A 12,900-nucleotide genomic window follows, 5' to 3' on the forward strand; every position below is an offset into this window, starting at 1 on the left:
AGAGCTTCGCCGCGGAACGGCGGAATGTCACCAAGTCACAGCGGCGCCATCGCGCCGCCGCTACTTTGCTTAAATGTGACCGGGCCTTAGCTCAGTATCCCATCTTCTTCTTCAGATCCTGATCGATCCAGATGCGCGCATAGATAGGGCCCGGTCGCACGGCCCCGGCGCGTAGCTCGCCTGCATACCCCTTCACCCACGGCCACCAAGCCGTGTAGACGTAAGGCGTCGGCAACCAGATGTACGGCGCCTTGTCTAGTATCTCGGTGGTGATCGCCCGTAGCGCAGCCTGACGCTTGGATTCGTCCCGTTCCTGGTAGGCAGCTTCCATGCGTTCATCGAGCTTTGGGTCGCTCCATTGCGACGGATTCCAAGTCTGCCCGGTCATGAAGCTCTTTCGGATCGTCGTGGTCGGGCTGACGTGGCCGCTACTCATGAAATAGCCAGCTGTAACCGTCCTTGTCGTCATCGCCGACAAGAAGGCCGCATATTCCATTGGTTGGATCTCCAACTTCACCCCGACCTGCTCAAGGTAGGCAGCAACGAGTGACAGAAGATCCAATTGATCCTGAGAGGCTGAGGTGACCTGGGTCTTGAAAGCGAAGCCGTTCGGATATCCGGCTTCGGCTAGCAGCTTCTTGGCCGTAACTGGATCGTATTCGAACAGTTCCCGTACACTGGCCGGCTGCTCCTCCAGGGACTGGAAGTAGCCGGTGTAGTCGGGATGCTGCGGATAGGCGAACAGCTCCGCATTGCCGTTGTAGAACGACTTGATGATCTCTTGCTTGTTGACCGCCATATTCAGGGCGCGTCGCACGCGGACATCGTCGAACGGCTTACGGTCGACGCGCATCGAAAGAAATATGCCCTCTGAGAGCCAGCGGTTCCATTTCAGGGACGGCGTGCTCTTCTTGAGCTGCTCGGCGTCCTGCCAGTTCATCCACTCCACAATGTCCAACTTGCCGGTGCGGAGTGCGGTCGCGCGAGTCGCCGCGTCCTTGATGATGCGATATTCAACCTTGTCGACGTACGGAAGCTTGAACTCATTTCCGCTGATCGTTTCTTTATCCCAATAATCGGCGTTCTTCTCGTACGTTTGGGAGTTGCCCTGCACGTAATCCGTCAGCTTGAATGGGCCGGTGCCGTTGAGGTTCTTCCAGTCCCCAGCGCCCGCAGCCACGACCTCCTTCGGTGTGATGCCGGAGTAAAACCCGTAGCCGAAGCGGTAATCCCACTCGGCGTTGAACTTCGACATCTCGAACACAACCGTGTATTTGCCTTCCGCGCGCACATCCTTGATATGGTCGAAGTAACCGCTCTGCGCCTTCGGGCTACTCGCGAGACGCTTAAAGCTGAACACCACGTCGTCGGCGACCAGCTCACGCTTCGCCATCACGCCTGTTTTTTCGGGAAACATCACGCGCTGGCGCAGCGTGATCTTCACGCGCAGCGGATTCTCCAGCCACTCCCATTTCTCCGCGAGCTCGCCGCGAATGAGATTCGAGGGGATGTAGGTATCGGATGTGAAGCCGTTCGGACCACCGCGCGACTTGGCCTTGGACAGATCCGCGGTGAACAACTGCTCGTAGACTTGCCCGGTGTCGTGATTGTGCTTCCAATTCCAGTCGTAGCTGTCGAAGGACAGAGCGGAGAGGCTGCCATAGACGGTAGAGATCTCTAGAGTTCCGCCGTATTTCGGCGTCTCCATGTTGGTCTGAGCCGACGCGGAGCCTGCCGCGAGCAGGAGACCGAGCGCGCCGGTACAGGCGAGACTGCGTAGTGACTTAGTGTGCATAAGTGTCCTCCTCTAGAAACTTAATTCCTTGCTCAACGATGGCCGCGCATTCGCGGATCAAGCAGATCGCGCAGCGCATCGCCGAAGACGTTGATGCTGAACACCACTAAAGTCAGGCAGATGCCCGGAGCGAGCGCCATCCAGGGAGCGAGATACATGTAGTCGCGCGCGGAGCCGGTGAGCATGCCGCCCCAAGACGGGGCGGGCGGTGGGATACCAAGCCCCAGGAAGGACAACGATGCTTCGGCCAGAATGGCCGCGCCAACGCGTGTGGTGAACAGTACGATCAGGGGTGGCATGACATTCGGCAGGATGTGCCGCCACAGTATGCGGTTGGTGCCCGCGCCAATCGACTGAGCGGCGTGGATGTAAGTTTGCTCGGATACCGACAGCACCGCGCTACGGACGATACGGGATCCGGCAATTCCGAAGAAGCACCCGAGCGTAACAATGACCGAGGGCATGCCGGGGCCGGCTACCGCAACGACCACGATCAGGACCACGAGATCGGGAAAGCTCATCCAAGCATCGACGAAACGCTGCACCAGCATGTCGAATCGCCCGCCGAGGTAGCCCGTGGTAATGCCGAGAGCGACCGAAATGATCGTTGCAAGAGTGGCTGCCGAAAAACCGATGATGATAGAGAGGCGCGCACCATAAAGGATGCGAGAAAAAATATCCCGGCCGAGATTGTCGGTACCGAACCAGAATTGCCAACTCGGCGGCTTCAAGCGGTGGATCGGCACGATCTGGTTGTAGCCGTAGGGCGCCACCAAATCCGCAAAGACGCCAGCAAACAGGAAAATCAGACAGATCACCGCACCGGCGGCGCCAAGCGGCTTTTCGCGGAGCAGTCGGTAGAAGAACTTGGCGACAATGTTCAGACCCTTGACCGACGGCCGACGGATCGCGAGCGAGGTCTCTGTGATCTCGACCATCAGCGATTCCTCACTTTCGGGTCAAGGAAGCCGTAGCTCAAGTCGACCAGCAGATTGACCAACACAATCGCAATACCGAAGACAAGGAAGACCCCGGCGATGGTTGGGTAGTCTCGCGAAGTCACCGCCTCCAACAGCAGCAGCCCCATACCGGGGATGACGAATATCTGTTCGAGGATGACCGCCCCACCGAACAGAGCACCAGCTTGCAGACCGACCAAGGTGATGACCGGGATTAACGCATTGCGCAGTGCGTGGCGCATGACGATTGCGGTGGTGGAAAGCCCTTTTGCCCTTGCTGTGCGGATGTAGTCCTGTCGCAGCACCTCCAGCATTAGTGTTCGGGTCAATCGCATGGTAGTGGCCGAGAATGCAGTACCGAGGATCAGCGCCGGAATGAGCAACTGCTGGAAATTGGCCCAAGGGTTGTCCGAGAATGGAACAAACCTTACTGATGGCGACCAACCCCACCAGATCGACGGAAATACCATCACCAAAGTGCCCACCCAGAAGCCCGGAATTGCGAGCGCGAGAAGCGAGAACGTGCGAAGAATGTAGTCGCCGATGGTATCCTGTTTCAGGGCAGCATAGACGCCAATCGGTATACCGAAGACGAGCGATACAGAGAGGGCAAGCACACCCAACTCGACGGTAATCGGCAGGCGGTACAGGATTTCGCCCATCACCGGCGCGTTGGTCCATAGAGAATTGCCGAGACTTCCCTTGAACAGCAGCGCGCCGATCCACTTGAAATACTGGACGTAGATCGGCGCATCGAGCCCTAGCGCGACTTCAAGTTGCTCTCGGGTTTGCTTGGCCGCACCCACGTCGTTCTGCGAGAGCATCAGGTCAATGATGTTGCCGGGTATCAGGCGAATCGCGATGAAGACAATAAGAGAGGTAAAGATCAGCGTCGGGATCAACGCAAGCAAACGACGTGTGGCGTACCCTATCATGACCCTCCCCCGCGCGTATCGGCAACGCGCTCTGCGATCGACGGACACTTTGTCTCTTACGAAGATCTTATCCCTTGGTAGAATCGAATTTCTGCAAAGCGACCCATCAATGAGCCGCATTTCTGCGCCAAAGATGGAAAATTCGAAGGTTATTCTCGGCGGCGTTTTCGGCCACAAGACTCCTGATAACTGGCCCGGAACGTCTGGACACTTCTTCCAAGCGAGAACCGAGCAAAAGAGAGCCGACCTAGAAGCTGCATCCCCTTTAGTGAACTCTGACGGATTTAGGTGCGAGGTTGAGGCGACGAGATAGTCGAGCCATGCACCACTACAAGTCTCTAGTATTCAGTACATAAACTGCGCTGCGGAATGCAGTCAAAGAGCGCCTCTTCGAAGTAGCGAGCGCGGCCATCATGTCAACGACTGCAAGTGCGTCTCGGCGTATCGCGCTGGCGCGCAATGAAACGTACGGGCCACCATCGGGGTTCGCAAGCTTGTCGCGTCCTCTGCTGCTGGTGACTTAGCGAAGAGCTTTCGCGGCGAACCGGAGCAAGCAGGAACGCTCCTGCGCATCGGCGCGTCGGGACCTTACGAGCAAGGAGGTGGGGCGAAGAAGCGAAAGGCGAGCTTCAAAGAGATGGACTCGCCGCCCGGCCAGACGATCCCCGGCTGATGACGAACGGAGCGTCAACCGTCTGGCCGGCGTCCTTGACGATATCGTAAGCCAAATGGATCTCGATCGGTTTGACCCGACGACTAAACGGATCGCGCCCCCCGCGAGAAGCGCAAGCCGTTTTAACGAACGCTGGCAGCGAATACCGAAACACAAAGAGCTCTACAAAGGGCCGGCTCATATAGCTGGTTGCAGAACGTTGCGCTACAGCGGTCCTACCACACTGGCTCAGCAGCATACCACGATCAGCGCGCTCGAGCGGTCTCGGCGACGAAGGCCCAAATCGGCCAGCAGCGAGAGCAATCGGCGACCATCGACCCGGTTCGTCAGCATGACGATGGAATACACCGTTGGCCATTATTCCAAGCGCGTCACAATGATCGACACCTTGCTGAGGCCCATCCGGCGTTCAGGTCAAGATTGCGCGCTGGGACTTGCGCATGGAATAATCTGGTTGACGGGCATTCGCCGCAGCAGCGCCACCCTCATCATGCTGGGATGCGGCTGCTCCCGGTTCGTACTACTGCTATGCCGGCAATGACATAGAACAAATTGGTATCCAAGAGGTATCTGCCCGTATTGCCTGTCGATGGCTCTCGATTGGAGGAGTCTCCAGGCGAAGGCGAAATTCAATCATCTTCTGTATATCGCATGGGGGACCCAACCTACGTCCTAACCTATGTAGCGCGCACCAGGACCGATCATGCTGACCAATGTGATAGATGCTGATCCGGCCACACTGCCGATCGGCATGAATCTTCTTTTACGTTGATGCGGTTGGAGTGGAGCCGCTTGGCCGCAAGCCTCATCACGTCGCCTCCGCAGAGCTGCGGAGCCAAAGACAGGGGGGCCGATCGGTGCAGCGACGGCAGCCGCCTGAGGCTTGCGTCCCGCTACAGCTTCGCAGCGCACAGCAATTGCCGCGACCCAAGGAGAGGATCCTGGTCTGTCGTCAACGAGGCAGGAGCGCAGCGTCAGGTCTCGGACAGCCGATCTGATCAAATCGGCTAAAAGCATTTGCGAAGCATTGATCGCCCGCGACATCATGCAGCTTACACTTGCTCCAAGTTCTATATTGTTTTGTGTGTAAGTGGCCACGCGCGATGCTGATCGACTATGGCTCGCCCTCCGGGGGCATCTTGACCGGACGGTCGACCGCGATGGCATGCAGCCGCTGCGGTTCTTGACCCTTCTGGGCCCGAATGCTCCCATTTCGTTCAGAAGTCCTTGGCAACAGCGAGGTCACCTACACGGTCAATATTCGCAACAACTTCGGGCGTGCCTTTGTCTGCGGTGCTCGCCTCCTGCCGGCATTTGGTTAGGCATCAGATGGGAACGGATTGGCAAGAGCTCGGAATTGCGAGCTCGAGAAGCGAGAACTTGCGAAGAATGTACTCGCCGATGGTATCGTGTTTCACGGCAGCATAAACGCCAACCGGTATACCGACGACGAGCGATACAGAGAGGGCAAGCAGGCCCAACTCGACCGTAATCGTCAAGCGGTACGGGATTTCGCCTATCACCGGCGTGTTGGTCCATAGCGAATTGCTGAAACTTCCCTTGGAATCGGAGCACGCAGATCCATTTGAAATACTGGACGTCGGCGCATCGAATCCAAGTGCCGCTTCCAGTTGCTCTCGGGTCTGCTTGGCCCGCACTCTCGTCGTTCTGCGAGAGCATCAGGTCAATGATGTCGCCGGGTATCAGACGAATCGCGATGAAAACAATAAGAGAGGTAAAGATCAGCATCGGGATAAAACGCGAGGGATCGGCGTATGACTCCCCGCCTATCACGACTCCGCCGTCTTCCCATTCCACGCGGATCGGCGCAACACGATTCTGCGATCCATGGATACACTTGTCTCTCCCGAAGATCTTTACTCGAAATTTCATCAAAGTGATGCCTCGATGAGCAGCATTTCTGCGCCAAACTGGAGAAACTCGGAGGCTTATGTCGACAGCGTTCTCAGCCAAGAACATAGTGATACCTGGCACGCGATTTGTCTCAAGCGAGAACCATGCGAGAGAGCGGTGCCTAGAAGCAGAGACACGAGATCGTCGGAGGTACCCGTCAGACATTTCCGTCTGCGCAGGTGAGCATCAACGCCGCTCGCGCCACTGAGTTATTGCTTGGCGATGGAGGCCACGAGCGTGCGCCAAGCAGCCAGACTCCGGGCGGAGCGAAAGGTGAGTCCATATTGCGGTCCTTTGGTAGCGCCGGGTGGGCTCGCGATGCAGATATTTGGAGACGTCTCAGGAGCGGCGAGCCCCGCGTGACACGATGCAGGCGCATCTTGTCGAGGGGGCTAGGATACCTCCATTGGCAATTCTCAAGCACGACACGAGAGGCGACCGACAGTGTCCCATGACGCCATCCATGTTCGATTGAATACCTTGATGTTGAAAAGCCGACAAAAGCGGCGATGCCGTTAGGTGGAACGTGTGCGCTAATTTTTGTCGCTAAGCAAGACGGCCACTCGGTACCGCTAGTGCGGCACAGGATTGCTGGCGTGAGTGACTCATCGCGAAACTGCGCGGATCGTTCGAATACTTTCCGATGACCCTCGCCCGGCTGATTCTCGCAGCAATACATTGAAGTGGATCTTCAAAAGACACACCTAAGGCGTCGCGGCGACACGCCCTACCACGTGGACGCCGTCTCGTTTCCCTAAAGATGAGGAAAAGAGGATAAACCGACCTCCAAGAGTCATGCCCTTGAACGGGCCCAGCATAATCGTACTGGTCGCCGCGGAGAGGTAACGCTAGATCAGGCCACAAACGTCGGTAAGCGAGGCATTGAAGCAGATTACCCGGTGCAGGAGCGAAAGTTGCCGGCGCTACGCGGCCCTCAACATCTACAGATTTCGCAGAGAGTGGTCTGGTTTTCGTAGTCGGATCGCGCGTCTTGACGCTGCAGCGCAGGTCGGCATCAAGCCGGCCTTGTCAGAATTTCGCGCTCGCGTGTTTGGTGAGCAGTTAACTCCAGTTGAGGAGCGTGATGCACGTCCGCGGCAAGCAACTTGCATTGAGTATCGCACCAGCCACGTTTCTCGGAGGTTGGCCTAAACTGAGGAGGTCGTCTATGAATGCAATCGAGAACCCAGCGCGCGACAGGCTGGATAAGGAACGTCGCTTTTCAGTCGTAATGGCCGATCGTCTCACCCGCATCTGTGCGGCGCTACTGCAAGCTGCGGGCGCCTCGCAGGAGGAGGCGCAATCGGTCGCCGCCGGCTGCGTCAGCGCCAACCTAACCGGCCACGACTCCCATGGAGTCATCGCCATTCCGACCTATATCGACTGGATCAAGAGGGGGAATATCGTGCCGGGCGCGGAGTGGACCATCGTAAAGGAATCCTCCACCACTGCCGTCATCGACGGGCATTGGGGCTTCGGCTTTCACGTTAACGCCAAAGCGATGGCGCTTACGATAGAAAAGGCAAAGACCGCGAATGTCGCGGCATGCGCCGTGTTCCAGCAAAGCCATGTCGGGCGGCTAGCCGCATATCCCTTGATGGCAGCAAGCGCGGGTATGATCGGCCTCGCGGCCGCTAATTCTGGCCCTTCGCCCAAGTTTGTCGCGCCCTTCGGCGGACGCGAAGCGCGGCTCGGTACCAACCCAATTTCGATCGCGGTGCCCTCCGATCTCGAGGCCCCATTCCTACTCGACATGGCGACCTCCGCAGCCGCCCTCGGCAAGATCGAACTGGCGATCGCGCGCGGGGAGGAAATTCCCAAGGGATGGATCATCGATGCCGAGGGACGGCCCACCACAGATCCCCGCGATTACCGCAAAGGTGGAACGCTTCTGCCGCTCGGCGGCAGCGAGGGGTACAAAGGGAGTGGGCTCGCCGCGATGGTGGAAGTGATGTGCAGGCTGCTGACCGGCCCTGGCTTCGGAGCCGAGCCCGACAGCCCGCACAACAACAGTTGCTTCATGGCCGCATTCAATGTGGCTGCGTTCCGCCCACTTGAGAAATTCAAAAAAGATGTCGCCGAGTTTGCGTTTTACCTGAAATCGACACCGTCGTCCGAAGGTTCATCCGGCGTATTCTACCCTGGTGAAATCGGGCATTTGCGCGAGCAGGAACGTACGGCAAACGGTATCGAAATTGAGGAAGCTACCTGGGAGAAACTGCGCGCGCTTGCGCGTGATTATGGGCTTGCCGGCGCACTTGATCTCGCTTGAACAGCATGACACTGCAAACGTCGATGGTCGCACTCTGCAGACGCAGAATTCCAGTTACTTAGCCGGATCGTGGCGACGTCCGCACGCGGCATATTCGACTGCTGAAGGATCAGCGGTTTCGTAGCCGCGAAGCGCCAAAGTTGACATTCCTTCTGCGGTACTAGGTGCCAATGCCCGACCTGTGCGGAAGTGATGACCGTCGATCGTCGAATACGAATCAGCGAGCGTGAAGCCGCAGGAATTTCGCCATGCGTTACGCCTCCCGAATCCGCCAGATGACCAGTAAGGCGTCGAAAGCCTGGGACATACATTTCATCGCTCTCGAAAAACGCGCCCGTGGCGAGCGAGCGATTCTGCTGACGGTTGGCAATACGGATTTTGCCAGTCCCGAGCCGGCTGTCGCTGCTGTGCATAAAAGCCTCGCAGCGGGACGGACCCATTACAGCACCAGTGCGGACAGCCGCCCCCTCCGTGAAGTGATCGCGCGGTGTCATGCCCACAAGACTGGCCAGATGCTAGATGCTGACCAGGTAGTTATTACGGTCGGCGCACAAAACGCGCTGCTCAGTGCGGCCCTCTGCCTTGTGGAGCCGGGGGACGAGGTGTTGGTGCCAGAACCCATGTATGTCACCTACCCCGACACCATCGCCGTGGCTGGCGGTGAGATCATCGCTATCCACTCGCCAGCAGGAAACCGCTTCCACCCACTGGTCGACGATTTGGAAGCGGCTGTCGGCCCGCGCACCCGCGCGATCTTTTTGGCGACACCCAATAACCCGACTGGCGCGGTGTATACGCGAGAGGAACTGTCCGCCATAGCGGCCTTGTGCCACAATCGCGATCTCTGGCTCGTTTCGGACGAGGTTTACGGCGAGTTTGTCTACGAGGGCCGACATTTCTCGCCCTCTATCCTGCCTGGCATGGCGGAGCGTACAATCACCATCGGCAGTCTTTCCAAATCTCATGCGATGCCCGGCTGGCGGCTCGGTTGGATGATCGGTCCGCAGGAATTTGCAAATCATGCCAATCAAATAGCCTTCTGCTCGACCTACGGCGTTCCGACCTTTCTGCAGGACGCAGCAATCGCAGCGCTGGAACGGTTTCCGCACGGCGTCCCCGAATTACAAGCGGCCTATCGTCGCCGCCGCGATCGGCTATGCGATCGGATGAAATCCGCTCCCCTTCTGTGCTGCCACCGGCCGGAAGGCGGCATGTTTGTGATGCTGGATGTGCGCGCCACCGGTCTATCAGCCTATGACTTCGCCAGCGGCCTAGTACTCGAAGAGGGAGTGGCGATCTTACCCGCGGATGACTTTGGCCACAGCGCGACTGGCTGCTTGCGCATCAATCTCGGCGTCGCCGACGCAGAGATCGACGAGGCGGCCCTGCGCCTATCGCGCTACGCCGAGCGAATATGCCAGCATAAGGCGGTCACCTGAAGGAAAGCACTCCTCAGCCTCCTCGTAAGCGTGTGTGATTGCCGTTCCGCGCGGCTCCCAATACAGGTTTGCACCAGGAAATGCTTTTCGCACCAGAAATGCGTTGCAACCTTCTTGCCAGGCCAAACGGCTCATTGATGTTGCTCTTGCGATCAACGATATGAATGCATCATCTTGGGGCAACGAGATGCCGTAAATTCTCCGGTCAGCGGATACTCTCCTTCTGCTCTATGAGAAGCCCATGTCAGGTTGATCTTTCGCTTCAGCGCCGTCATCCCCTTGAACCTTTTTGCGCTCCAGAACTTGATTGCCGCCAATCCGAGCGGAAACGCCTCGGTCGTCACGGCGAGGCTCGAATACATCAGGATGCCGCACTGCGTGCGTACTGCCGTCTTGCCCGCAAAAGCCAATCAAATGCGGCTTTTCGCGCTTCCGTCGTGTCATTGAGGACAACGATCGGGTCCCTCCGTCGCTGTTACACGCCCGCGCGTCGTCTCGACCCGGCGCGTCGTTCAAATCCGACGTCAAATGTGGGTAATTTGAAAGATAGATGCCCCTGCGTAGCGGATGATGTTCGATTGTCAGAGAAACTCCTGATGATTTCTTTGGCAGGAACTCATGTGAGCGAACATGCTTCAGACACCAAGATTTCGAAGTTAAGACGGTCACATCCGAGCAACTTGCGGTCAGTCTAGGGCGAAGCTATCGGTCTTGGTAGCGGCAAGCGAATGAACGGATCGTCCGCGGACCTTTTTGCCGGGGGCGAACCTCTCGGTGATCGCGCTGTCTCACGGGCTTGATCCATCGCAGTCGTTTGCGTGGCGACGCAAGGTGCTGGCGTCAGGGCTAGTCGCATCGGTTTCTGGACGCGAACCCAAGCGGTCAAGTTCGCACGGTCTGATGCGGTGACGAGCGACATGATGGAAATCGTGTTCGGCGACGTTCTGGCGCGTGTCGGCGGCGACGTGGAGCCTGAACGGCTTGCTGCCGTAATCCGGCGTTCGATACATGATCCCGGCAGGCATTCATGTTTACGCGGCCAACACTCCGGTCGACTTCCGCAAGGGAGCGACCGGCTTGATAGCGCTGGCGCGAGATGGTGCGGCCGACCCATTCCACGGCACGCCTTGTACGTATTCTATTCGAAAAGAGCGGATCGGATTAAGGCGGGACGGCAGTTGAATATGCCTGTTTGTAGAGACGACTGAGGAAAGAAGGTTCCGCTGACCGAAAATTGCGCCGATCCGGGTACGGCTGATCCATCTGCGCGATCGAGCTTCGATCTCTAGGACAAGGATCTGTCGCGCCTATTTGGAAAATCCAAACTCGCCGAGGTGATCCGCTATGCCAGACGCATCGGCCTCAATCGCTTTCTCAGCGACGACCTATCGAGATCAACTCCATCATCATCGATTGGGCAATCCAGCCGCAAACCATTAGAAGAAATGCTCGTTTGCGGGCACCATGGCGGCAGCCAGCCCCGGCGACCATCGCCTCGCTTCTGCCGCGAAGATCACGATGTCGATCCGCACGCCCGACTCACGCAAACTCTCAAACGACCCGGGCTATCCCATCGAAAACGCCTTCGCAAAACTAAAAGCGCTCCTGCGCAAAGCAGCCGCGCGGCTCTATCGACAGCCATGAACAGCGATCGGACGCCTCACCGATCTCTTTACCCCGAGCGAACGAGTCAACTACTTTAAGGTCGCAGGTTACGAGCCAAACTGATCGGTACATGCTCTAGTTCGCGCATTGCCTATTTGCCAGCGCGGTTGCAGCAGAGATCGCCGAATAGCCTGAGCCCATGGCCATCTACCTCAGGTCACAGGATTGTCCTCGCTCGCTTAAACGCTCAGAGCGCTTAAGCGCGTCTTCCACTAGCCTATGTACCAAGTCATTGTATGGCATACCGGATGCCTCCATCATCCTCGAGAACAAGCTGGAAGGACCAAGATCAGGAGCATTACCCACCTCATTAATCAGTAGTTCTCCATTGGGCCGCATAAAAAAATCCACCCGTGCTAACGCCTCACAGCCGATCGCTCTAAAGGCTTCGCAAGATAACGCTCGCACTCGATCAGCCTCAGCTTCCTCAAGCTCTGCCTTTGTTTTGAGCACTACTCCCCTCTCATCAAGTTTAGCCTGAGCCGTAAAGAAGAGGTGCTCAACAGCAATGATCTCGCTTGGCCATGAACAAAATAATTTGCTTGGTCGCTGGACGTCCGCTAGCACCGCACACTCGAGTTCGCGCGCCTGCACGTACTCCTCAATTAAGACTTTTCCGTCATAACTAAACGCGAGATCGACAGCAGCCTGAAAATCTGATTCGCAAGCTACCTTGCTGACGCCGATGGAATTGTAAAGGCTTGCCGGCTTTACAAACAGTGAGCGGCTGCAGAGCGCCTCTTGGGCAATCTGAAACTTCACCTCTTCCCGACCTGTCACAGTTAAAGACCGTGCGACGGGAAGGCCTGCGTCGCGCAATATTCGTTTGGTGATCTGCTTATCATTGCATATCGCGGGCGCAGGTCCCCGCGATCCTACAAAGGGGACCTGTAGTGTTTCCAGCAGGCTCGAGCAGGCATAGGGTGGGATTGGAAACGCTACATCAACGTGACATATTCTATCATTCGAGTTCGACAGGTGGACAATCGCTTTACCGCCTCCTCCCGGGAGAAATGCAAATTGAGCACCTGAAGATTCTACGTGTAAGGGACATTCCTTCGTATTTTCCTGTAGCCACCACTTGCCATCCCGTGCGACACCGACCAGTATTGGGTTGTAACGTTTCTTGTCTAAAGTTTCGTAGACAGATCGAGCGACACGCACTGAAAAATCGTGCCCCAGAGATCCGCCCCCAAACAATAGTGCCACGTTTATCATGTTCATGGCCAGGTTCCTATGTGGTCGAAC

General features: G+C 57.3%; 8 protein-coding genes and 1 pseudogene. 3 read left to right on the plus strand and 6 right to left on the minus strand.

What is annotated here, in order from left to right:
* Nucleotides 1–91 precede the first annotated feature (91 nt).
* The 4 genes from I3J27_RS33755 to I3J27_RS33770 all read right to left on the minus strand — a co-directional run bounded on the left by I3J27_RS33755 (nucleotide 92) and on the right by I3J27_RS33770 (nucleotide 6,020).
* Complete coding sequence (locus tag I3J27_RS33755; RefSeq protein WP_270163175.1) at nucleotides 92–1,795, minus strand: ABC transporter substrate-binding protein; 1,704 nt, start codon at nucleotides 1,793–1,795, stop codon at nucleotides 92–94.
* Between the two features lie 32 nt (nucleotides 1,796–1,827).
* Complete coding sequence (locus tag I3J27_RS33760; protein ID WP_270163176.1) at nucleotides 1,828–2,733, minus strand: ABC transporter permease; 906 nt, start codon at nucleotides 2,731–2,733, stop codon at nucleotides 1,828–1,830.
* On the minus strand, nucleotides 2,733–3,689 hold the full coding sequence (locus I3J27_RS33765) for an ABC transporter permease (RefSeq protein WP_270163177.1): 957 nt from the start codon (nucleotides 3,687–3,689) through the stop codon (nucleotides 2,733–2,735). The genes I3J27_RS33760 and I3J27_RS33765 overlap by 1 nt, the downstream gene beginning before the upstream one ends.
* 1,998 nt (nucleotides 3,690–5,687) lie before the next feature.
* Nucleotides 5,688–6,020 carry an ABC transporter permease family protein gene (locus tag I3J27_RS33770; protein WP_270163178.1) on the minus strand — a complete coding sequence of 111 codons (333 nt, stop codon included), beginning with the start codon at nucleotides 6,018–6,020 and terminating at the stop codon, nucleotides 5,688–5,690.
* 1,424 nt (nucleotides 6,021–7,444) lie between these two features.
* Here I3J27_RS33770 and I3J27_RS33775 point away from each other — a divergent pair.
* Both I3J27_RS33775 and I3J27_RS33780 read left to right on the plus strand, forming a co-directional pair.
* Nucleotides 7,445–8,548, plus strand: coding sequence for an Ldh family oxidoreductase (locus I3J27_RS33775; protein WP_270163179.1), 1,104 nt, complete (start codon nucleotides 7,445–7,447; stop codon nucleotides 8,546–8,548).
* Nucleotides 8,549–8,796: 248 nt separating this feature from the next.
* Nucleotides 8,797–9,987: a pyridoxal phosphate-dependent aminotransferase gene (locus I3J27_RS33780; RefSeq protein ID WP_270163180.1), complete on the plus strand. Its 1,191-nt coding sequence runs from the start codon at nucleotides 8,797–8,799 to the stop codon at nucleotides 9,985–9,987.
* 152 nt (nucleotides 9,988–10,139) lie between these two features.
* Here the strand turns inward: I3J27_RS33780 and I3J27_RS33785 are convergent, their stop codons facing one another.
* Nucleotides 10,140–10,397: a hypothetical protein gene (locus I3J27_RS33785; protein WP_270163181.1), complete on the minus strand. Its 258-nt coding sequence runs from the start codon at nucleotides 10,395–10,397 to the stop codon at nucleotides 10,140–10,142.
* A 1,159-nt stretch (nucleotides 10,398–11,556) separates the two neighbouring features.
* Here I3J27_RS33785 and I3J27_RS33790 point away from each other — a divergent pair.
* Nucleotides 11,557–11,715: pseudogene (locus tag I3J27_RS33790) on the plus strand (IS630 family transposase); the annotation flags it as partial.
* 84 nt (nucleotides 11,716–11,799) lie between these two features.
* On the opposite strand, the gene I3J27_RS33795 reads toward I3J27_RS33790, so the two are convergent.
* The gene (locus tag I3J27_RS33795) at nucleotides 11,800–12,876 is read right to left on the minus strand and encodes a D-alanine--D-alanine ligase (RefSeq protein ID WP_270163182.1); all 1,077 of its coding nucleotides are present in this window, start codon (nucleotides 12,874–12,876) and stop codon (nucleotides 11,800–11,802) included.
* Between the last annotated feature and the right edge of the window lie 24 nt (nucleotides 12,877–12,900).

Origin of the sequence: Bradyrhizobium xenonodulans, assembly GCF_027594865.1 — a bacterium.
Lineage (GTDB): Bacteria > Pseudomonadota > Alphaproteobacteria > Rhizobiales > Xanthobacteraceae > Bradyrhizobium > Bradyrhizobium xenonodulans.

Coding starts and splice junctions, on each gene's coding strand:
- I3J27_RS33755 (WP_270163175.1), bottom strand. CDS start 1,795: ATGCACACTAAGTCACTACGCAGTCTCGCCTGTACCGGCGCGCTCGGT.
- I3J27_RS33760 (WP_270163176.1), bottom strand. CDS start 2,733: ATGGTCGAGATCACAGAGACCTCGCTCGCGATCCGTCGGCCGTCGGTC.
- I3J27_RS33765 (WP_270163177.1), bottom strand. CDS start 3,689: ATGATAGGGTACGCCACACGTCGTTTGCTTGCGTTGATCCCGACGCTG.
- I3J27_RS33775 (WP_270163179.1), top strand. CDS start 7,445: ATGAATGCAATCGAGAACCCAGCGCGCGACAGGCTGGATAAGGAACGT.
- I3J27_RS33780 (WP_270163180.1), top strand. CDS start 8,797: ATGCGTTACGCCTCCCGAATCCGCCAGATGACCAGTAAGGCGTCGAAA.
- I3J27_RS33795 (WP_270163182.1), bottom strand. CDS start 12,876: ATGAACATGATAAACGTGGCACTATTGTTTGGGGGCGGATCTCTGGGG.